The 22,486-nt window shown below is 74.7% G+C and carries 12 protein-coding genes and 1 tRNA gene; 9 read left to right on the top strand and 4 right to left on the bottom strand.

Going from position 1 to position 22,486, the window contains the following annotated elements; genetic code table 11:
* Positions 1–84 precede the first annotated feature (84 nt).
* A tRNA-Pro gene (locus ABT070_RS40255) sits at positions 85–158 on the bottom strand.
* Between the two features lie 44 nt (positions 159–202).
* On the bottom strand, positions 203–1,633 hold the full coding sequence (locus ABT070_RS40250) for an MFS transporter (RefSeq protein WP_351767907.1): 1,431 nt from the start codon (positions 1,631–1,633) through the stop codon (positions 203–205).
* A gap of 123 nt (positions 1,634–1,756) precedes the next feature.
* Between ABT070_RS40250 and ABT070_RS40245 the strand changes: the two genes are divergently transcribed.
* Positions 1,757–2,335 (top strand): TetR/AcrR family transcriptional regulator, encoded by a 579-nt coding sequence (locus ABT070_RS40245; protein ID WP_351767906.1) that lies wholly within the window; start codon positions 1,757–1,759, stop codon positions 2,333–2,335.
* 9 nt (positions 2,336–2,344) lie between these two features.
* Here the strand turns inward: ABT070_RS40245 and ABT070_RS40240 are convergent, their stop codons facing one another.
* Positions 2,345–3,547, bottom strand: coding sequence for a serine hydrolase domain-containing protein (locus tag ABT070_RS40240; protein WP_351767905.1), 1,203 nt, complete (start codon positions 3,545–3,547; stop codon positions 2,345–2,347).
* Positions 3,548–3,862: 315 nt separating this feature from the next.
* Between ABT070_RS40240 and ABT070_RS40235 the strand changes: the two genes are divergently transcribed.
* From ABT070_RS40235 to ABT070_RS40200, 8 genes are all read left to right on the top strand, one after another.
* A complete protein-coding gene (locus tag ABT070_RS40235) occupies positions 3,863–4,624 on the top strand; it encodes an SDR family NAD(P)-dependent oxidoreductase (RefSeq protein WP_351767909.1) in 762 nt (253 codons plus the stop codon).
* A 585-nt stretch (positions 4,625–5,209) separates the two neighbouring features.
* Positions 5,210–12,277, top strand: a complete 7,068-nt coding sequence (locus ABT070_RS40230; protein WP_351767904.1) for an SDR family oxidoreductase — start codon at positions 5,210–5,212, stop codon at positions 12,275–12,277.
* Positions 12,278–12,321: 44 nt separating this feature from the next.
* Complete coding sequence (locus ABT070_RS40225; protein WP_451099643.1) at positions 12,322–16,806, top strand: beta-ketoacyl synthase N-terminal-like domain-containing protein; 4,485 nt, start codon at positions 12,322–12,324, stop codon at positions 16,804–16,806.
* Entirely contained in the window at positions 16,803–17,129 is a 327-nt protein-coding gene (locus ABT070_RS40220; protein WP_351767902.1) for an acyl carrier protein, read from the top strand. The genes ABT070_RS40225 and ABT070_RS40220 overlap by 4 nt, the downstream gene beginning before the upstream one ends.
* Before the next feature lie 3 nt (positions 17,130–17,132).
* Positions 17,133–17,948, top strand: a complete 816-nt coding sequence (locus ABT070_RS40215) for an alpha/beta fold hydrolase (protein ID WP_351767901.1) — start codon at positions 17,133–17,135, stop codon at positions 17,946–17,948.
* A complete protein-coding gene (locus tag ABT070_RS40210) occupies positions 17,945–19,120 on the top strand; it encodes a glycosyltransferase (RefSeq protein ID WP_351767900.1) in 1,176 nt (391 codons plus the stop codon). Before ABT070_RS40215 ends, ABT070_RS40210 begins: the two co-directional genes overlap by 4 nt.
* The gene (locus ABT070_RS40205) at positions 19,117–20,184 is read left to right on the top strand and encodes a class I SAM-dependent methyltransferase (protein ID WP_351767899.1); all 1,068 of its coding nucleotides are present in this window, start codon (positions 19,117–19,119) and stop codon (positions 20,182–20,184) included. Before ABT070_RS40210 ends, ABT070_RS40205 begins: the two co-directional genes overlap by 4 nt.
* 101 nt (positions 20,185–20,285) lie before the next feature.
* A complete protein-coding gene (locus ABT070_RS40200; RefSeq protein ID WP_351767898.1) occupies positions 20,286–21,239 on the top strand; it encodes an alpha/beta hydrolase fold domain-containing protein in 954 nt (317 codons plus the stop codon).
* Positions 21,240–21,400: 161 nt separating this feature from the next.
* On the opposite strand, the gene ABT070_RS40195 is transcribed toward ABT070_RS40200, so the two are convergent.
* Positions 21,401–22,471, bottom strand: coding sequence for an Ldh family oxidoreductase (locus tag ABT070_RS40195; RefSeq protein ID WP_351767897.1), 1,071 nt, complete (start codon positions 22,469–22,471; stop codon positions 21,401–21,403).
* Positions 22,472–22,486: the final 15 nt, after the last annotated feature.

The raw sequence follows: 22,486 nt of genomic DNA, 5'->3' as shown, positions 1-22,486 counted from the left end.
TTATCGCCCCGCGTTTTTCCCAACAGGTGTGTGGCGTGGTTTCGGAAGCTTCCGAAACCGGCCCTCACCTGCGACTCTCACGAGTCGGGACGACAGGATTTGAACCTGCGACCCCTTGACCCCCAGTCAAGTGCGCTACCAAGCTGCGCCACGTCCCGAGGCGTTGCCGCTGCGGTGAGCTGCGGGAACGCGCAGGCAGAGCTTACCGTACGGGGGTGGGTGCGGCGGTCGGCGCCTGGTGGGCGGCCGGCTCCGGCAGACGGCTCGCGCGGCGGACCGGGACCAGCAGGGCGGCGAGGGCGGCGCCCAGGCAGAGCACCGCGAGCAGGGTGAAGCCGTGGGTGTAGCCGGAGCCGTAGGGCAGGCCCGACGGCTGGAGGCGGCCGGTGACCAGGACGCTGGTGACGGCGGCGCCGATGGACCCGCCGATGGTGCGGATGTTGGCGTTCATACCGGTGGCGGCGCCGGTCTGGCCGGCGGGCACGCTGCCGACGATCAGGTTGGCCATCGACGCGAAGGCCAGGCCGATGCCGAGGCCGAACACGCCGGCCACGAAGGCGACCTGCCACCGTTCGTCGTGCCAGAGGGCGAGGAAGCCCAGGGCGAGCGCACCGAGCGCGGCCCCGGTCGTGAGCAGTGCCTTGGCGCCCACCCGGGGCTCGAGCCGGCCGCTGAGCACGCCGGAGACGAACATCGCGAGCAGCATCGGCAGCATGAGGAGCCCGGAGGCGGTGACGCTCGCGCCGAAGCCGTACCCGGCGGTGCTCGGGGTCTGGACGAACCCGGGCAGGAAGGACCAGATCGCGTACATGCCCGCGCCGAACAGCAGGGCGGCGAGGTTGGTGGTCCACACGGCCGGCAGGCGCATGATGCGCAGGTCGATCAGCGGGCTGCGGGAGCGGGCCTCGGTGAACAGCCAGAGCGCGAACAGCGCGACGGCGACGGCGAACAGGCCGATCACCCGGGCCGAACCCCAGCCCCAGCTGGCCGCCTGACTGAGCGGCAGCAGCAGGGCGACCAACCAGCCGGACAGCAGTACGGCGCCTAGCCAGCTGACCTTGCCCTCCGCCCGGTCGGGCGACTCGGGCACATAGCGCACGGCGATCAGCGTGGCGGCCGCGACGATGCCGACGGGGATCCAGAACAGCCAGCGGTAGTCGAGCGCGGAGACGATCGGTCCGGCCGCGACCATGCCGACGCCACCGCCGGCGGCGATCACGGCGGACAGGTTGCTGATGCTGCCGGGCACCCGGGACGGGGCGAACTCGTCCCTGATGATGCCGAAGGAGAGCGGGAACAGCGCGCCGCCGATGCCCTGGACGACCCGGGCGAGGATCAGGACGCCGATGTTCGGCGCGAGCGCGGCGAGCAGACAGCCGGCCAGGACGGCGAGCAGGACCCCGACCAAGGTGCGCTTCTTGCCGACCAGGTCGCCGACCCGGCCGAGGATCGGTGTGAAGACGGACGCGGACAGCAGATACGCGGTCATCACCCAGGTCGCGGTGGACTGCGAGGTGTGCAGCGCGTGCTGCACGGTCGGCAGGGCCGGTGCTATCAGGGACTGGAGCATGGAGAACACGCCCGCACCGGTCGCGAGGACCGCGAAGGTGAGGCGGGTGGACTTGCGGGGCATGACAAGCCTCTCGGAGGAACCCGGAAAGAGGGGAAGAGGCCTCGGACTGTTAAAGTGGAGGCACCCCTCCACTGTATCGGAGGTACCCCTCCGGTTCAACCGAGTCCCGCCCAGGAGGCAGCAGTGCCGGCTCAGCAGTTCCCCGTCAGCGAGATCGTCGCGGCCCAGCGGCCCGGCCGTAAGGACGCGGCCCGCAACTACGACGCGCTGCTGGCCGCCGCCCGTGAGGCGTTCGCCGAGCACGGCTCCGAGGCGTCCCTGGAGGACGTCGCCCGGCGCGCGGGCGTCGGCATCGGCACGCTGTACCGGAACTTCCCGACCCGCCGGGCACTGTTCGAGAGCGTGTACGCGGACGAGGTCAACGCGCTGTGCCGGTCGGCCGTGGAGTTCGCCGGCCTGGAGCCGTGGGCGGCGCTCACCGCCTGGCTCGAACGGTTCGCCGGCTACATGGTCACCAAGCGGGCGGTGCGCGAGGCGCTGGAGGACGAGTCGGAGATCTTCCAGGCCTGCCGTGAATCGATGTACGCGGCGGGCGGCCCGCTGTTCGAGCGGGCCCAGCGGGCCGGGGCGGCCCGCGTGGACATGGACTTCGGCGATCTGCTGCGGCTGGTCGCCGGGGTCACCGCGACGGCCTTCGTGGACGACGCCCAGCGCGACCGCGTCCTGGCCATCGCGCTGGACGGGGTGCGCGCCGGGCGTTGACCGGGAGGGTCAGCCGGACAGCGGGTGCTGCGGGGCGAGCAGGTCCGCGATCCGTTCGGTGATCGTCTGGGCGGTGTTGCCCTCGGGGGCGTCCGGGCCCACCGTCGTGGACACCGCGATGGACAGCCGCTGGTGCGGCTCGTACGCCATCACCGCCGCGTAGCCGAAGAAGGACGGGTTCTGCACGACCCAGCCGTTCTTGACGACGACGCCGATGCCGAAGTGGAAGTCCTCGGTCATGGGCAGGCAGACCGTGGCGGGGCAGTTCGCGGTGGGATGCCCGAGGCCGACCGTGCCCGGGTCCAGCTGGGTGCGGAAGGAGCGCTTCGAGAGCAGTTCGCCCGAGCCGATGGCCTGCCCGGAGCGGGCCAGGTCGCAGATGTCCTGGGTCAGGATGGCGCCGGGGGCCGTGGTCCAGGAGGGGTTCCAGTAGGTGGACTCCTCGTAGGTCCCGCGTTCGTCGTCATAGGCGTGCAGCACGGGCGGCGGGATGAGCGCGTTGTCGTTGCTGCGGGTGTTGCGCAGCTTCAGGGGCTTCATGACGCGCTCGCGCAGGAGGCGGTCGAGCGGGGTGCCGGAGATCTCCTCCAGGGCGCGGCCGAGGAGGACGAAGTTGGCGTGCGAGTAGCTCCAGTTGGTGCCCGGCCGGTACCACAGGGGGTGGCTGAGGGAGATCCCGACGACCTCCTCGGGGGACCAGTGCTGCCAGGGGTCGGCGTAGAGCTTCTTCAGAAAGAGCGGGTCGGTGACGTAGTCGTGCAGGCCCGACGTCGAGTCGCCGAGCATCCGCAGGGTGATCTCGTCGCCGTGCGGCAGGTCGGGCAGCCAGCGGGAGACCGGGTCGTCGAGGCGCGCCTTGTGCTCCTGGACGAGCTGGAGGAGCACCGTGCCCATGAAGGCGATGCCGACCGAGCCGGTCCGGAAGTGCATGGCGGGGGTGGCGGGCACGTCCGTGAGGGAGTCGCCGTCCGCGCCGGTGACGAGTTCACGCCCGCCCACCGTGACCTTGACCAGGGCGGCCTTGAGACCGAGTTCCTTGCGGGCCGCGCGGACGAGGGCGAGGACCTCGCGCGCCTGGCCCCTCGGTTTCTGGGTGGCGGCGCAGGCCCGGTCGTGGTGACCGGGGTGGATGGTCGCGGCCACGGCGGCCGTCTGGACGGTCGAGGCGAGGAGAGCGGCGGCGCACAGGAGCGCCGTACGGGTACGCGTCATATGGGCACTATGGGCTGATTGTCACATCGGTTGCGGGGACAACACTCCGTACGTCGTCGCCCCGAACCCGTACGGCCCCCGGCACGTCCGCGCGGCCCCGCCCGGCCGCCCCACCCTGCCGACCCGTTCGGCCGACAGCCCCTTCGGGCCGGCCGCCGACCGCCGGCCGCCGAGATCGGGGTCGACGGATGTCTTCAACTCTTCGGCGGACAGGGCTACATGCTGGAGTACCCGATCGCCCGGCCGTGCGCGGACGCGTGCATCGACAGGGGCGGCGGGGACACGGAGGCGCTGCGACAGGAGGGACGGTGGGGCATGGAGGAGGACTTCTCCGGCCGGCAGGGGGTGGCGTTCGTCGCGGGCGGGACGGGCGGCATCGGCTCGGCGGTCGTACGGACGCTGGCGGCCCGCGGCAGCTCGGTGGTGTTCACCTACCGGGCCCGGCGGGAGGCGGCCGAGGCCCTCGCCGACGGGGCGAAGGGACTCGTGCCGCTCCCCCTGGACCTGACCGACGAGACGGCCACGGCCCGGGCGGTGACCGCGACCGCCGAGGCGTACGGCGGCATCCACACGCTCGTGTACGCGGCCGGTCCGCATGTGCCGATGCGGCATCTGAGCCGGGTGACCCCGGGCGAGTACCGGGCCCAACTCGAGGCGGACGCGGTGGCGTTCTTCAATCTCGCCCATCCGGCGCTGCCCGTGCTGCGCCGGAGCCGGGGCAGCGTCGTCGCGGTGACCACCGTCGCCACCCGGCGCTTCCCGGTACGCGACGGGCTGTCCTCGGGGGCGAAGGGAGCGGTCGAGGCGGTCGCCCGCGCCCTGGCCGCCGAGGAGGGGCGTTACGGGGTCCGCGTCAACTGCGTCGCACCCGGCATGCTCACCGACGGCATCGCGGGCCGGCTGATCGAGTCGGGCGAACTGGACGACGAGGCGCTCGCCGTCACCCGGCGGAACATCCCGCTGCGCCGGTTCGGCCGGGCGGCGGACATCGCGGAGGCGGTGGCCTTCCTCGCCTCGGACCGGGCCGGGTTCATCACGGGCCAGGCGCTGGGGGTGGACGGGGGCTACAGCGTGTGAGCGGTCCGGACTCCCCCGCGCCCTGCCACCGGAGGGGGCGGGTGACCACGCAGTCAAGCCGGTCGACGACCTCCCGAGGACCGGCTCGACTCCGCAGTCATTCCAGTCTTCGTGGCGGGTCGGCCCGCGTCAAGGCCCGTCTCACAAGGCGACTCGGGCACCGTCCTCAGCACAAGCCTTTCCCGGTCACTCCAGGAACGACACACAGAATTTTCCCCGCCGCCCGGCCGGCGCCGGGAATGTGCGTGGCGATTCGGACAAGCGGTCCAGAGGAACCCATTTCCTGCGTTCGTTCATGTTTCTACCGTGTGAGTGGAGGGTGAACGAGGCCTGGCCCGAAAGGAATTCATCCGATTTCCTACGCCCTGGCCCTCCACCCATGACTGACCGAATCATTGCGGCTGGATACCGCCCGATCGTTCGAACGTTGACCAGTGAGTAATAAGCGCACTACCTTTCAACGCGTTTCGAGCACGCGCTTTAGAACGGCGTTCCGCGGTGGATCTCTGCCCGCGGGAATCCGGTGAGCCGCCATTGCTGTCCCGAACCCCCCACCGTGCAGTCTCACCCTTGATTCGGAGAATCATGACGTCTGCTGTGCGTTCCGAGGACATGATCATCGGCATCACTCCTTTCGGCGAACCCGATGCCGGGCTCGCCCTGGCGATCAACCGGGCCGGCGGGCTCGGCGTGCTCGACCTGGGATCCGGTGACCGAAGAACCCGCGAAGCCCTGTCCCGTCTGCGCCGCGCGTCCCCGGGCGGCTTCGGGGTCCGGGTCGGCCCATCCTGCCGGCTGACCCCCGCCGACCTGGAGCCCGGCGACCCGCACACGGTGGTCCTCACCACGGAGACGGCACGGCCCGCGAGGACCGCCGAGACCGCCGAGACCACGGAGACCGCCGAGACATCGGACACCACGGAGACCACGGAGGCCGACGAGGCGCCCTGGTCGATCGCCCGCCTCTCGACGCGGTACCGCGTACTGGTCGAGGTCACCGACCTGGCGGGCGCGCGGGCCGCGTTACGCGCCGGGGCGCACGGCCTGATCGCCCGCGGCGCCGAGAGCGGTGGCCGGATCGGCGAACTGGGCACCTTCGTCCTGCTCCAGCAGCTCCTCGCCGCCCCCGAGGTGACCTCACCGGTGTGGGCGTGCGGCGGGATCGGCCCGCGCACGGCCGCCGCCGCGGTGGCCGGCGGCGCGGCGGGCGTCGTCCTGGACAGCCAGCTCGCGCTGCTCGCCGAGTCGGCGCTGCCCGAACCCGCCGCCGCGGCGCTGCGCACCCTGGACGGCTCGGAGACCGTCGTCCTCGCCGGACACCGGGTCCTGCTGCGACGCGGCCCGGACGCCCCGCGGCTCGCCGAGGGCGCGGAACCGCACGAGGTGGCGGCGCTGCTGGGCGCGCAGGACCCCCACGGACAGCTGCTCCCGGTGGGCCAGGACGGCTTCCTCGCCGCACGGTTCGCCGAGCGCTGGGGTGATGTGCGGCGGACCCTGCGGGCGCTGCGGGAGGCGGTCCTGGACGCCGTACGCGACGACACGGCCGTACGGGCGCTGCGGGACGGGTCACCGATGAGCCGGGCGCTCGGCACCCGGCTCCCGCTCGCCCAGGGACCGATGACCAGGGTGAGCGACGGCGCCGCGTTCGCCGCCGCCGTGGCGGCCGACGGGGCGCTGCCCTTCCTCGCCCTGGCGTTGGCGGACGGCGCGCGGACACGGGCGATGCTCGCCGAGACCCGGGACGCGGTGGCCGGCCGGCCCTGGGGAGTGGGTGTGCTCGGCTTCGCCCCGGAGGACGTGCGCGCCGCACAGCTGGAGGCCGTACGGGAACTGCGGCCGACGCACGCGATCATCGCGGGCGGACGGCCGTCCCAGGCGCAGGCGCTGGAGCGGGACGGCATCCGGACCTTCCTGCACGTGCCGTCGCCGGGGCTGCTGCGGCAGTTCCTGGAGGCCGGGGCCCGCCGGTTCGTGTTCGAGGGCTCGGAGTGCGGCGGGCACGTCGGGCCGCGCGGCAGTTTCCCGCTCTGGGAGGCCCAGCTGGCGGTCCTGGAGGACTGGTCGCAGGGTCACGGGGCAGAGGACGTCGAGGTGTTCTTCGCGGGCGGGATCCACGACGAACGGTCGGCGGCGATGGTCGCCGCGCTCGCCGCGCCGCTGACCGCGCGCGGAGCGGCCGTCGGCATGCTGATGGGCACCGCGTACCTGTTCACCGACGAGGCCGTGTCCCACGGCGCGATCCGGCCGCTCTTCCAGCGGCAGGTCATGGCCGCCGAGCGCACCACGCTCCTGGAGTCGGCGCCGGGGCACGCCACCCGCTGCGTGCCGAGCCCGTTCGCCGCCGGCTACCGCGACGAGGAGGCCCGGCTGCGGGCCGAGGGCGCCGGGGACCGGCGGATCTGGGAGGCCCTGGAGCGGCTCAACGTCGGCCGGCTGCGCATCGCGAGCAAGGGCGTGACCCGGGACGACGACGGCTCCCTCACCCCCGTGGACGAGCGACGCCAGCTCGCCGAGGGGATGTTCATGGCCGGGGAGGTGGCCGTGCTGCGCTCGGCGACCACCACGGTCGCGGCGCTGCACGCGTCGGTGACGACCGGCGCGATCGAGCATCTCACCCTGCGCGCGGCCGAGTCGGGCCGGGAGCGGACGGTCCGGGAGCCGGCCGCCCCGGCCCCGCTCGACATCGCCGTCGTCGGCATGGCGTGCATGTTCCCGCAGGCACCCGACCTGCCCACCTTCTGGGCGAACGTGGTCGGGGGCGTGGACGCGGTCGGCGAGGTCCCGGCCGACCGCTGGGACCCGGCCGTCCACCACGGCGTATCGACCCCGTCCAAGTGGGGCGGCTTCCTGCCCCGCATCCCCTTCGACCCCCTGCGGTACGGCATCCCGCCCACGTCGCTCGGCAGCGTCGAGCCGGTGCAGCTGCTGTCGCTGGAGGCGGCCCGGCGCGCCCTGGAGGACGCCGGATACGGCGAAGGGGAGCGGGAGTTCGACCGCTCCCGCACCTCGGTGGTGTTCGGCGCGGAGGCGGGCAGCGACCTGTCGAACGCGGCCACGCTGCGGGCGGTCCTGCCCTCCTACCACGGCAGCGTCCCGGCGGGCCTCGACGACCAGCTCCCGCAGCTCACCGAGGACTCCTTCCCCGGCATGCTCGCCAACGTCATCTCCGGACGGATCGCCAACCGGCTCGACCTCGGGGGCGCCAACTACACCGTCGACGCCGCCTGCGCCTCCTCGCTCGCCGCGGTGGACGTCGCGTGCAAGGAACTCGTCGGAGGCACCTCCGACGTGGTGCTCTGCGGCGGCGCCGACCTGCACAACGGCATCAACGACTACGTCCTCTTCTCCTCCGTGCACGCCCTGTCCCCCACCGGCCGTTCCCGCGCCTTCGACGGTTCGGCGGACGGCATCGCGCTGGGCGAGGGCGTGGCCTGCGTCGTCCTCAAGCGGCTCGCGGACGCCGAACGCGACGGCGACCGGATCTACGGAGTGATCAAAGGCCTCGGCTCCTCCAGCGACGGCCGCTCGCTCGGCCTCACCGCGCCCAGGCCCGAGGGCCAGCGCTCGGCCCTGGAGCGCGCCTACCGCAACGCGGGCGTCTCCCCGGCCGACGTCGGGCTCGTCGAGGCGCACGGCACCGGGACGGTGGTCGGCGACCGTACCGAACTGCGCATCCTCAGCGAGGTGTTCGCGCAGGCCGGGGCGCGGCCGGGCGGCTGTGCGATCGGCTCGGTGAAGTCGCAGATCGGCCACACCAAGTGCGCCGCCGGCCTGGCCGGCCTGATCAAGACCCTGCTGGCCCTGCACACGGGCGTCAGGCCGCCCACGCTGCACGTCGAGGCGCCCAACGCGGCCTGGGACCCGAAGAGCAGCCCCTTCGCGTTCCACGCGCGGGCCCGGCCCTGGGCGGCGCCCGCCGGGGAACGGGTCGCCGGGGTCAGCGCGTTCGGCTTCGGTGGCACCAACTTCCATGTGGTGCTGAGTGCCTACGCCGGCGGCGTGCCGCCGGTGCGGGGCGCGGACGCCTGGCCGGCCGAACTGTTCGTCTTCCGCGGACGGGACGCCGCCGCGGCCGGCCGTGCCGTGGACGAACTCCTCGCAGCCGCGCAGGCGGAGGGCCGGCCGTGGCGTCTGCGGGACCTGGCGCTCGGCGCCGCGCGGCGGTCGGACGCGAGCGGTGAACCGGCGCAGGTCGCTCTCGTGGCGACGGACGTGGACGACCTGGTCGGCAAGTTGCGACGGGTGTCGGCCGATCCGGCCGGGCACGACCCGGCGCGGGGGATCCACCGGCCCGGACCGGACTCCCCGCGGGACGGCCTCGGGGACTCCAAGGTCGCCTTCCTCTTCCCCGGCCAGGGCAGCCAGCGCACCGGCATGCTCGCCGACCTGTTCGTCACCTTCCCCGAGCTGCGGCCCTACCTGGAGCTCGGCCGCGCCCACGCCGACACCCTGTACCCGCCGACCGCCTTCGACGACGCGGTACGCGACCGTCAGCAGGCCGCGCTGACCGACACCCGGGTGGCGCAGCCGGCCCTCGGCGTCGCCGGGCTCGCCGCGCACGCCGTGCTCACCGCGGCCGGCGTACGGCCGGACATGGCCGCCGGGCACAGCTACGGCGAACTGGTCGCCCTCTGCGCGGCCGGCGCGCTGAGCCCCGAGACACTGCTGGACCTGAGCGCGGAACGGGCCGCGGCGATCCTCGAAGCCGCCGGGGCCGCCGCAGCGACCGGGGCGGCCGGAGCGGCTGGATCCGCCGGTGGCGATCCCGGGGCCATGGCCGCCGTCGCGGCCGGTGCCGACAAGGTGGCACGGGCGCTGGAGGCGACCCGGGCGCCGGACTTCGTGGTCGTCGCCAACCGCAACTCGCCCGAGCAGACGGTGATCTCGGGGCCCACGGACGCCGTCGCCGAGACCGTACGTCTGCTGCGCGAGGCGGGTCTCGGGGCCAAGCGCATCCCCGTGGCCTGCGCCTTCCACAGCCCGCTGGTCGCCGGCGCCGCCGACCGGTTCGCCGAGGCGCTCGCGGCCCGTCCGGTGCACGCGCCCGAGTTCCCGGTGTGGTCCAACCGCACGGCCGCGCCGTACCCCGCCGACGCGGACGGGGTGCGGGCCGGACTCGCCGCCCAGATCGCCGCCCCGGTCGCCTTCGCCGAGCAGATCGAGGCGATGTACGCGGCGGGCGCGCGGATCTTCGTCGAAGCGGGTCCCGGATCGGTGCTGACCCGGCTGGTCGGGCAGATCCTCGGCGACCGCCCGCACCGCACGGTGGCCTGCGAGCCCCGCCCCGGCGGGGGGCTGCACGACTGGCTCGACGCCCTGGCCCGGCTCGCCGTCGCGGGCCCGCCGGTACGCGCCGGGTGGCTGCTGCGCGGCCGGGACGCGGTCGACGCGCTGCGGACCCCCGTGCCGAAGCGGCCCGGCTGGACGGTCGACGGACAGCTCGTCCGCACCGCCGCCGGCGCCCTCCTTCCCGGTGCGCTCGCACCGGCCCGACGAGTCGTGGAACCCCCCGAGAGGACCGTGGCGACTGTGCCGACGAACCCCCCGCACGGCGTCCCGTCCGACCGGGACGCACTCGTCTCCGAATTCCTGCGCACCAGCCGGGAGATGATCGCCGCCCAACGGGACGTACTGCTCACCTACTTCGGCGCCACCGCGGGCGCGCTGCCCGCACCGCCCGTGACGGCGGTACCGCAGGTGATCCAGGCGGTGCCCCGACTCCCCGCGGCGGAACCGGCGGTGGCCGCCGTGGCGGCGGAGCCGAGCCGGGATGCCGTTCCGCCCCGGGCCACCGGGCCCGTCGACGTCCAGCAGGTCGTGCTGGAGATCATCAGCGAGCGCACCGGCTACCCCGTCGACATGATCGAGCCCGACCTCGACCTCGAGGCCGACCTCAGCATCGACTCCATCAAGCGGGCGGAGATCGCGGGCGAGCTGGCCAAGCGCCTGGGCGCCGGGGCGGGCGCGGACCTCGCGTCGATGGACGACGACGAGCTGGAGGAGCTGACGAAGGCGCGCACGGCCGCCGCGGTGACCGACTGGCTGACCGCCCGACTGGGCGGACCGGCCGCCCCCGTGCCCGCCGCCGAGGCCGAGACCGAGCACGAGGCCGAGCCCGAGGCCGAGGCGATGGCGCCGGCCGCGGTGCCCGGCACGCCCGCGGTGGCCCCGCAGGAGGTGACCGGCGTGCCGCCCGGACGGCACGTGCTGCGGCCGGTCCTGCTCGACGCGGGGCCCGGCGCAGCCGTCGCCCCCGCCACCGTGCTCTCCGGCACCCGCTGGACCCTTCTGGGGGAGGCCCCCGAAGCGGCGGCGCGTCTGGCGTCCCACGGCGCGGTCGTCGCCGTACGGGCCCGGGACCACGTCCTGACCGAGGCCGACGGGCCGGTGGACGGCGTGCTGTACCTCGGCGCCCTCGACGGCGCCGACGACAGCCCCGTCCTGCCGGACGCCTTCCCCGTCCTGCAGGCGGCCCTGGCGCGCGGCCCGCGCTGGCTGCTGGCCGTGCGGGCGGACGGTGCGACACCCGACACCCGGACCGCCGGGCTGCGCGGCCTGTTCCGGACGGTGGCGCGCGAGTACCCGGAGCTGGTCGCCCGGGTCGTCGACCTCTCCGACGCCTCCCCGTCCGCCGTCGCGGACGCCGTGGTCGCGGAGGCCGTCGCGCCGGACCGCACCCCCGTCGTGTGGCGCACGGCGGCCGGCCGGCACGGTTTCGAGCTGGTGGAGGCGCCGCTCGGCGCGCTCGGCACCACGGGCGCCGGACCGGCCGGGGACGGGGCCGCCGAGGCGGCGGCGCTCGGACTGGACCGGGACTCGGTGGTCCTGCTCGCGGGCGGCGCGCGGGGCATCACCGCGCAGTTCGCCGTGGCGCTCGCCCGTGCCGCCCGCTGCCGTCTGGAGCTGCTCGGCCGGACCCCCGCGCCGGACGGCCCCGAGGACGCGGACACCGCGGCCGCCCGCACCCCGGCCGAGCTGCGTGCGGCGCTCGCCGCGCGCGGCGGCTCGAAGCCCGCGCAGATCAACCGCGCCGCCGAACTCCTGCTGGCCCAGCGGGAGATCACCGCCACCCTCGCCGAACTCACGGCGCTCGGCGGCCGGGCCCGCTACCGCTCCGTCGACTTCCGGGAACCGGGGGCGGTGCTCCAGGCGGTGAAGGAGATCCACGCCGAGCACGGCCGGCTCGACGGCGTGGTGCACGCGGCCGGGGTGATCGAGGACCGGCTCGTCGCGGAGAAGTCCGCCGAGTCCTTCCAGCGCGTCTACGGCACCAAGGCGACCGGCGCGGACGCTTTGCTCACCGCGCTGGAGGAACTCCCCGCAGCGCCGGCGTTCACGGTGCTGTTCGGCTCGATCTCGGCCGTCCTGGGCAACCGGGGCCAGGTGGACTACGCGGCCGCCAACGACGCGCTGGAGACCCTCGGCGCGGCCTTCGCCTCCCGTACCGGGCACCGCGCGGTGACCGTGCACTGGGGGCCCTGGGCGCCCGCGGCGGGGCACGCCGGCATGGTGGGGGTGGAGCTGGCCCGGGAGTACGCCCGGCGCGGCATCCGGCTGATCGATCCCGAGGAGGGGACCGCGGCGCTGCTGCGGGAGCTGGCCTGGGGCGAGGAGTCCGCCACGGCCGTCGTCCACACCGCGTCGGGCTGGTGAGGAGGGCCGTGACCGCACGTCACGTGCCGGTCGCCATCGTCGGCATGGCGGTGCTGCTGCCCGGCGCCGCAGACCTGGAGGCGTACTGGCGGAACCTGCGGGACGGCGTGGACGCGATCGGTGAGGTGCCCGAGGGGCGCTGGGACGCCGAGTACTACCGCCCCGGCACGGCCTCCGACCCGGCCGTCGCGGACCGGGTGTATGCGCGGCGGGGCGGGTTCGTGGACGGGCTGGCGGAGGTGGAGGTCACCCGGTTCGGGATCATGCCGCACTCGGTGGCCGGGACCGAGCCGGACCAGCTGATCGCCCTGCAGGTGGCCTCGGCCGCCCTCGACGACGCGGGCGGCCCCGACCGGCTCACCGACCGGGGGCGGGTCGGCGTCGTCCTCGGCCGGGGCGGCTATCTCACCCCCGGCCTGGTCCGGCTCGACCAACGGGTCCGGACGGCCGGCCAACTCGTGCGCACGCTGGGCGAGTTGCTTCCTGACCTGACGTCCGACCAACTCGGCCGTGTGCGGGCGGCGTTCACCGAGCGGCTCGGTCCGGACAGTCCCGAGTCGGCGATCGGCCTGGTGCCCAATCTCGCCGCCTCCCGGATCGCCAACCGGCTGGACCTGCGCGGTCCCGCCTACACCGTGGACGCGGCCTGCGCGTCCTCGCTGGTCGCCGTGGACCAGGCGGTGGGCGAACTCGGCTCCGGGCGCTGCGACCTGATGCTCGCGGGAGGCGTCCACCACTGCCACGACATCACCCTGTGGAGCGTCTTCTCCCAGCTCCGCGCCCTCTCCCCCAGCCAGCGCAGCCGCCCCTTCCACCGGGACGCCGACGGCCTCCTGATCGGCGAGGGGACGGGCGTCGTCGTCCTCAAGCGGCTGGCCGACGCCGAGCGCGACGGCGACCGGATCTACGCGGTGATCCGGGGCACCGGGGTGGCCAGTGACGGCCGGGCCGCCGGGCTGGTCAACCCCGATCCGGGCGGTCAGGCGCAGGCCGTCCGGCAGGCGTGGCGGGCCGCCGGACTCGACCCGGCCGAGCCCGGTTCGATCGGGCTGCTGGAGGCGCACGGCACCGCGACCCCGGCGGGCGACGAAGCCGAACTGGCCACGCTCGCCGAGGTGTTCGGCCCCGGCGAGGGTGAAGCGGTGCTGGGTTCGGTCAAGTCGATGATCGGGCACACCATGCCCGCCGCCGGGGTCGCCGGCCTCGTCAAGGCCGCGCTCGCGGTCCACCACCGCACGCTGCTCCCGACGTTGCACTGCGACGACCCGCACCCCGCCCTGGCCCGCACCCGGTTCCGCACCCTGGAGAAGGCCGCCGACTGGGAGACCACCGAGCGGCAGCCCGTGCGCCGGGCCGCCGTCAACGCGTTCGGCTTCGGCGGGATCAACGCGCACGTGGTGCTGGAGGAGGCGCCGGGGGCCCGCGGATCCCGCGCGACCGCACCGCCCCGTCCGGTCCTGGCGGTCGCCGAACCCGAGCGGATCCTGCTGCTCGCCGCCGGCTCCCCCGCGCGGCTCGCCGCCCTCCTGGACGCCGACGACGACACCGTACGGGCCGCCGGACTCGCCCCCTCGCAGCCGCACCCGGACGCGGGACCCGCCCGCCTCGGCATCGTCGACCCGACCGCGAAGCGGCTGGCTCTGGCCCGCCGCACGGTCGCCAAGCAGCGTGCCTGGCACGGCCGCAGCGACGTCTGGTTCCGGCCGAGCCCCCTGCTGGGCGCCGACCGGGGCGGTCCGGCGTTCCTGTTCCCCGGTCTGGAGGGCGACTTCACTCCGCAGGTCGACGACGTGGCCGCCCACTTCGGTCTGCCCGCCCCCTCCGTCGCCGGGGACCGGCCCGGTGACGTGGGCCGCCACGGTTTCGATGTCGTCGCCGTCGGCCGGCTGCTCGACGCGGCGCTGCGCCGCAGCGGGATAGTGCCGGACGCGGTCGCCGGGCACAGCGTGGGCGAGTGGACGGCGATGGCGACCGCCGGGCTGTACTCCGGGGACGAGGTCGACGCGTTCATGGCGGGCTTCGACCCCGACTCGGTGACGGTCGCGGGGCTGGCCTTCGGCGCGATCGGCGCGTCCGCCGAGCGGGTCCTGGCCGCCCTGCGGGACGGCGGCCGGACCACGGCGGGACTGGTGCTCTCCCACGACAACGCGCCCGGCCAGTCGATGGTGTGCGGTCCGCAGGCGGCGGTGGAGGACTTCGTGCGCGCCTTCCGCGCCCAGGGCGTCCTCAGCCAGGTGCTGCCGTTCCGGTCGGGCTTCCACACCCCGATGCTGGAACCGCATCTCGGCCCGATCAAGGAGGCCGCCGAACGGTTCCGGCTGTACCCGCCGCACACCCCCCTCTGGTCGGGGACGACGGCCGCGCCCTTCCCCGGGGACGAGGCGGGGATACGGTCCCTGTTCGTCCGCCATCTGCTGGAACCCGTCCGCTTCCGGCAGCTGACCGAGGCCCTGTACGCGGCCGGACGCCGGGTGTTCGTCCAGGTCGGTCCCGGTCAGCTCGGCTCCCTCGTCGGGGACACCCTGGGCGGCCGGGACCACCTGGTCGTCCCCGCCAACTCCCCCCACCGCACGGGCCTCGCCCAGCTCCGCCGGGTGGCCACCGCGCTGTGGACGGCGGGGGCGGCGGTGGCCCCCTCCCTGGTGTCCTCCCCCGCGTCCTCCCTCGCGTCCTCCCCGTCGCCGGCCGCCGCCGCACGGGCGGCACGGCCGCCGGTACGGCTGGACCTGGGCGGCGCCCTGGTGTCCCTCGCGCCGCAGCGGCTCACCGCGCTGCGGGCCGAGCTGCGCACCCCGGGCCGCGCGGCGGGCCCCGCCGGTCCGTCGCCGCTGGACGCCCTCGTCGGGGGTTCACCGATGGCCGCCGAACTGTCCGCCCTGCTCCACGAGACGGCGGACACGGCGGCCGCCCTCATGACCGCGAGGGCCACGGCTCCCGCGGCCGCCCGGCGGACGGGCCCCTGGCACAGCAGCGTCCATGTCTCCCCCGACACCATGCCCTACCTGCTGGACCACTGCTTCTTCCCGCAGCGGCCCGGCTGGCCCGAGGTCGCCGACCGGTGGCCGGTCGTCCCGGCGACGACGATCGTCCGGCACATCGTGGACGCGGCGGTGGAGGCGGCCCGGGAGTCGGCTCCGGGCCGGGTGGCCGTCGCCGTGCACGGCGCGCGGTTCGAGGAGTGGCTCACCGCCACTCCCGCCGTCGACGTGCCGGTGACCGTGACGCCCGAGGGCCCCGACCGGCTGGCCGTCTCCTTCGGCCCCCGGGCCCGGGCCACCGTCGAACTCGCCGCCGCCCACCGGCCGCCCCCCGCCGCGTGGCCCGTCGACCCCGGCTCCGAGCGCGCCCCCGAACACACCGCCGCCCAGCTCTACGACGAGCGCTGGATGTTCCACGGCCCGGCCTTCCGGGGCGTCACCGAACTCACCGCGATCGGCGACCGCCATGTACGCGGGGTGATCACCACCCCGTCCGCACCCGGGGCGCTGCTGGACAACGTCGGTCAGATCCTGGGCTACTGGATCATGGCGACCCGCACCGAGCGCACCGTCGTGTTCCCGGTCGGGATGCGGGAGATGCGCTTCCACGGACCGCATCCCGCGCCGGGCACCGAGGTGGGGTGCCTGGTGCGGATCACCTCGCTCACCGACGCCTTCCTGGAGGCCGACGTCCAGCTGACGGCCGGGGGCACGGTGTGGGCGGAGTTGTCCGGCTGGCAGGACCGCCGGTTCGACAACGACCCGAAGACCCGGCCCGTCGAGCGCTTCCCGGAACACCACACCCTGTCCGAGACCCGTCCGGGCGGCTGGCAGTTGCTGCACGAGCGCTGGCCCGACCTGGCGTCCCGCGAGCTGATCATGCGCAACTCCCTGGGCGGCGCGGAGCGTTCGCAGTACGCGCGGCACGCCCCGCGCGGGCGCCGGCAGTGGCTGCTCGGCCGGATCGCGGTGAAGGACGCGGTACGGCGGTGGCTGTGGGACCAGGGCGAGGGCCCGGTCTTCCCGGCCGAGCTGCGGGTGCGCAACGACGAGGCCGGCCGGCCGTACGTCACCGGGGTGCACGGCCGCGACCTGCCTCCGCTGGACGTCTCGCTGGCCCACTGCGCGGAGGCGGGCGTCGCGATCGTCCGGCCGCACACGCCGGGCCCCGGCCCCGGGATCGACATCGAGGAGGTCACCGACCGCACCCCGCAGACCCTCGCCGCCGCCCTCGGCGAGGACGAACTACGGCTGCTGCGCGCCCTGTCGGCCGGCTCCGGCGGCTCCGAGGCCCTGTGGTTCACCCGGTTCTGGGCCGCGAAGGAGGCCGTCGCCAAGGCGGAGGGCACCGGATTCGACGGCAGGCCACGGGACTTCACGGTGCTCGACGCGACACCCGCAGGCGACCGGCTGACCGTCGCGGGCCGACTGGAACGCGCCTACGCCGTGCACTGCGCACCGGCCGCCAACCCGCCCCGGCTGCCCGACCGTTCGTACGTGGTGGCCTGGACGACGGGACACCCGACCGCAGAGGAGTACGACGCCCGATGACACCCCCCACCCCCCGCACCCCCGTCACCGCCGACGAGACGGCCGTCCTGGCCGACCTCACCGGCATGCTCACCCGGCTCCTCGAGGACGAGTACGGCCTCGACGACATCGAGATCGGCATGGAGACCACCTTCAACCGCGACCTGGAGCTGGAGAGCATCGATCTGGTCACCCTGGCCGGTCTGCTCCAGGAGCGGTACGGCGACCGGGTCAACTTCGCCGAGTTCCTGGCCGGCATGGAGTTCGACGAGATCATCGAACTGACCGTCGGACGGCTCGTCGAGTACGTCGTGACGAGTCTGAAGGCCGCGGAGGCGAGCTGAGTCATGGCGATGGTCGACACCGGCTCCGTCCGGTTGCACGTACAGCGGCTCGGCCCCCGGCAGGGCCGGCCGGCCACCGCCACCGTGGTGCTGGTGCACGGTCTGCTCACCGACAGCCTGGCCAGCTACTACTTCACCGTCGCCCCGGCGTTCGCGGCCGCGGGCCTCGACGTCGTCATGTACGACCTGCGGGGACACGGCCGCAGCGAGCGCCCCGCCCGGGGCTACACGCTGGACGACAACGTCGACGACCTGGAGGCGCTGCTCGACCGGCTGGCGGTCACCGGTCCGGTGCATCTGGTCGGCAACTCCTACGGCGGCACGATCGCGTTCGGCTACGCGGCCCGGCACCCCGAACGGGCGGCGAGCGTCACCCTCGTCGAGTCCGAACCGGCCACCGCCGCCTGGGCGGCGAAGCTCGGCGGGATCCTGGATCGGGTCGTGACCCAGCTCGCCCACAACGAGTCCGACGCGATCGCCTGGATCACCGCCCACCGCGGCCACAACACGGCCCGCCTGGCCAAGGGCGCGGCCCGGCTCGCCCGGGAGACCACCCTCGGACGGGACATCCCGGCCAGCCGGGTGCTGACGGACCATCAGCTGGCCGCGGTGCGCTGCCCGGTGCTCGGCCTGTACGGCGGCGACTCCGATCTGGCCGAACTCGCGCCCTGGCTCCGGGCGGTGCTGCCGGACTGCCGGACCGTGGTGATCCCGGGGCATGAGCACTCGGTCCTCGTGGAGGCCTCCGGGACGGTCGGCGGGCACATCCTGACCCTCGTCGACGAGGCCGGGCGGGTGGCGGCGGAGGCGGCCGGATGAGCCGGTTCCTGTTCGTCGTACCGCCGTTGGTGGGTCACCTCAATCCGGCGGTCGGGGTCGCCGCCGAACTCACCGCGCGGGGCCACCAGGTGGCCTGGGCCTGCGCCGACCCGGAGCTGGTCGGCCGGCTGGCGGGCCCCGGCGCCGGGACGGTGTACGCCTGCGGCGGCGCGCCGCCCGGTGAGCGGCCCGCCGACCTGCGTGGTCCCGAGGCGCTGAGGTTTCTGTGGGAGTGGTACCTGCTGCCGCTCGCCGAGGCGATGGCGCCGGGTGTGCGGGCGGCCGTCGAGGCGTTCCGGCCGGACGTCGTCGTCGCCGACCAGCAGGCCTTCGCCGGCGCGCTGGTCGCGGAGCGGCTGGGTCTGCCGTGGGCCACCTCGGCGACCACCTCGGCCGAGTTCACGGACCCCCTCGCCGGACTGCCCAAGGTCGGGGAGTGGCTGGACGGGCGGCTGGCCGCGCTGCGGTCCGCGATCGGCGATCCGGCGGGCGACGCCGACCCCCGTTTCTCGCCGCACCTCGTCCTGGCCTTCAGCACCCCGGAGTTGGCGGGCGACGCCCGCGGGGACGTCCGCTGGGTGGGCCCGTCCATCACGGCCCGGCCCTCCACCGCCGCCTTCCCCTGGGAGTGGCTCGACGGTGGCCGTGCCACCGTGCTGGTCACGCTCGGCACCGCGAACGCCGACGTCGGCGGACGGTTCCTCGGAGTCTGCCGGGACGTGCTGCGGGAGCGGGCCGACCGGGTGCAGGGCGTGATCGTCGATCCCGGCGGCACGCTGGAGCCGCGGGGCGACGACAAGGACCTGCTGATCCTGCCGTACGTGCCCCAGCTCGCCCTGCTGGAGCGGCTGGAGAAGGGTGCCGGCGCGCTGGTCTGCCACGCCGGGCACAACAGCGTGTGCGAGGCCCTGTGGCACGGCGTCCCCCTGGTCGTGGCCCCGATCCGCGACGACCAGCCGGTCGTGGCCGGGCAGGTCACCGACGCGGGGGCCGGGGTACGGGTGCGGTTCGGCCGGGTCACCCCGCGGCAGCTGGGCGCGGCGATCGACTCCGTCCTGCACGAACCCGGACACCGCGCCGCCGCCGACCGGATCCGTACGGCATTCCGCGCCGCGGGCGGTCCGTCCGCCGCGGCGACCCATCTCGAAGGCCTGGCAGGGGAGTTCAGATGAGCGAAGAGAGCAGGCCCGCCCAGCGGATCGCCGAGGCGCGGCCCGCCTACCGGGCGGACATCGCCGCCGGCCAGGACCGCCTGTTCGAGCCCCGCCGCACCACCTGCCCCTGGTGCGGCTCGGCGGCGCTGACCACCCGGCTGCGCACCACCGATCTGCTCCAGCACAAGCCGGGCCGCTTCGTCCTGGACCGCTGCGGGGACTGCGGACACATCTTCCAGAACCCGCGACTGAGCGCCGAGGGACTGGAGTTCTACTACCGGGACTTCTACGACGGGCTGGGCGAGAAGAAGCTCGGGGACACCTTCGGGGGCCGGACGAAGATGTACCGGGGACGGGCCGGGTCGATGCTGCCGCACGACCCCGCGCCGAAGACCTGGCTGGACGTCGGCACCGGGCACGGTCACTTCTGCGCGGCCGCCCGGGAGGTACTGCCCGGGACGACGTTCGACGGGCTGGACTTCACCGACGGCGTCGAACTCGCCGAGCGGGAGGGCCGGGTGGAGCACGGCTACCGGGGCGCGTTCCCCGACCTGGCGGCCGAACTCGCCGCCCGTTACGACGTGGTGAGCATGTTCCACTACCTGGAGCACAGCACCGACCCCGACCGCGAGCTGCGCGCCGCACACGAGACGGTGCGCCCCGGCGGCCATCTCCTCATCGAGGTGCCGGACCCCGAGAGCCGCTACGCGCGCCTGCTGGGCCGCTGGTGGCTGCCCTGGCTCCAGCCGCAGCATCTGCACTTCGTGCCGGTGGCCAATCTGCGGGAACGGCTCACGCGGCTGGGCTTCACCGTGGTGGCGGAGCAGCACGCCGAGCCGCACGACCCGGTCGACCTGCTGGCCGCCGTATGGCTGGCGCTGGACCACGCGGCGCCGCGCGAGGACGCGCCGTGGCTGCCCGAGGCGCCGGGCGCGCTGCGCCGCACGCTGCGCGGGGCGCTGCTGGTCGCCGGGATCCCGGCGCTGATCGTGGGCACCCTGCTCGACCGGTTCGCGGTACGTCCGCTCGCGCACCGGCTCGGCGTGTCCAACGCGTACCGGATCGTGGCCCGGCGGGACTGAGGGACCGGTGCGCGCGCGGGTCCCGTCGTGCTAGCTTCGCCCCGTTCTCTTCATCAGGAATCCTGACGATCGACGGCACGGCTCGACGAACGGAACCCGCAATGTCCATCCTGGCCAGACCGGCGGTGGCCGCCTTCGCCGCCAAGACGATGCAGGGCCTCACCAAGCTGGCGAGCCGCCGGACCTCGGGTGCCGGGTCGGCCGCCGCCTGGCAGGCCCGCTTCCCCGAATACCCGCGTGACGTGAGCGAGTTGACGGTCCCGACCTCCGTGGCCCCCGCTCCTGTCACGGTGTACGCGCCCCCGGCCGGAACGGCGACACGGCCGCCCGTGCACGTCAACTTCCACGGCGGCGGCTACATCATGTCGATGCCCGAGGTCGACGACGGGCTCTGCCGCGTCCTCGCCGCCGAGGCGGGGGTGGTCGTGGTCAACGTCAAGTACGTCGTGGCCCCGCAGCACCCGTTCCCCGCCGCGACCACCCAGGCCTACGACATCGTCCGCTGGGTCGCGGGGCACGGCGCGGAGCACGGCTGGGACGGCCGGCGCCTCACCGTGGGCGGACAGAGCGCGGGCGGCGGACTCGCGGCGGCCGTGGCCCGGCAGTCCCTGGAGCAGGGCGGCCCGTCGATCGCGCTCCAGGTGCTGCACTATCCCCCGCTGGACCTGGCCACCAGCGCCAGGGACAAGAAGGCCGCCGTCGCCCGGCCGATGCTGCGGCCCTGGCTCGGGGACATCTTCGACTCGTCCTACGTACCGGATCCCCGTGAGCGCGCCCACCGGTTCGTGTCGCCCGCCCACGCCTCCGACACCGCCGGCCTCGAAGGCATCGCCCCGGCGCTGGTGATCACGGCCGAGTACGACCTGCTCAGGAACGAGGCGGTGCGGTACGCGGAGCGGCTCGACGAGGCCGGCGCCCTCGTCGAGCACCACGACATCGCCGGCGCCGACCACGGCTACGACACCAAGGACGACGAAAGGGCGCGTACCGCCTACGCGCTGATCGCCCGTCACCTCCGCCAGGCGACCGGCTCCGGCGCCTCGCAGGCCTCTTGAGGCGTTGAGGAGGGGGGAGAGATGCGGGAGGGGCGGGAGGGGCGGGAGGGCGCGTCCGCCGCACCGGACGCCACCCGGGTGGCCCGCGGGCGTCGTCCGCCGCACCGGCGCGCCCGGCCACCCGCCCCTCCCCGGGTCGTCGCCCGGGAAGCCACCGTCCCCTATCCAGCGGCCGCCGGCAGGGCGACGCCCAGCTTCTCGGCGCGCTCGGTCAGGTCGCGCCACACCTTGGGCGCCACCGGTACGCCCTTCTCCCCGCGGCCGGCGGCCACGGCGGCACTGCGCTCGCCGGGGTAGAACACGCCCTGCGCGCCGTCCGCGGCCGGCAGGCCCTTGAGCGTGTCCAGCGTGGCGTCCACCGACTCGGTGAAGGCGTCCGTGCCCCCGAAGGCGGCCGGGTCGACGGCGATGAGCAGGGCGTTCTGGCGGTGCTTGCGGCCGGCCGGGTCGTCCGAGTGGAACGCCGCGAAGATCGGCGCCCCCACCAGCACGCTGGTCAGCAGCTCGAAGGCGAGGGACATGCCGGAGCCCTTGGCCCCGCCGAGCGGCAGCGGCATGACCGCCTTCTCGGGGTCGGTGGTCGGGGTGCCGTCCTCGGTGGCGGCCGCGCCCTCGGGCAGCGGGGTGCCGCTCGCCCTGGCCTGCCGGATCTTGCCGAGGGCGATGGTGGCGGTGGCCATGTCGAGCAGCAGCGGCGCGTGCGCCGACGAGGAGTCGGTCGGGACGGCGATGGCGAGCGGACTGGTGGCGACCGCCGCTCCCTTGACTCCGGTGTAGCCCATGTTCGGCATCCCGGCGACGAAGCCGATGCCGACCAGGCCCTGCTCGGCGATCTTCGACACGTAGTAGCCGATCGCGCCGGTGTGCACCGTGCGGCGTACGCCCACCGCGGCGATGCCGGTCGTCCTCGCCCTGGACACGGCCTCGTCGGCCGCCGCGCTGAGGGCCACCGGGCCGGGGGCCCGATCGGCGTCCAGGACGGCGGCGGCCGGGGCGGCGGACTCGAGCGTGATCCGGGCGTCGGCGTTGGCGACGCCCTTCTCCAGCAGGTCCAGATAGGCGGGGACCCGGGCGATGCCGTGCGAGTCGACGCCGCGCAGCGCGGCCCAGACGAACACGTCGGCGGTGGTGCGGGCGTGTGCGGCGCTCAGGCCGCCCTTCTCGAGGAGGGCCGCGGAGAAGGTGCGCAGGTCCTCTGCGGGCACCAGGATCTTCGTAGCTGGGGTGGACATGGTGACGGTGCCTCC

Source organism: Streptomyces sp. NPDC002884 (assembly GCF_040295245.1).
In the GTDB taxonomy this organism is placed as follows: Bacteria; Actinomycetota; Actinomycetes; order Streptomycetales; family Streptomycetaceae; genus Streptomyces.
The sequence above is the reverse complement of the archived record's forward strand: the minus strand, read 5'-3'. Positions and strand labels throughout refer to the sequence as shown.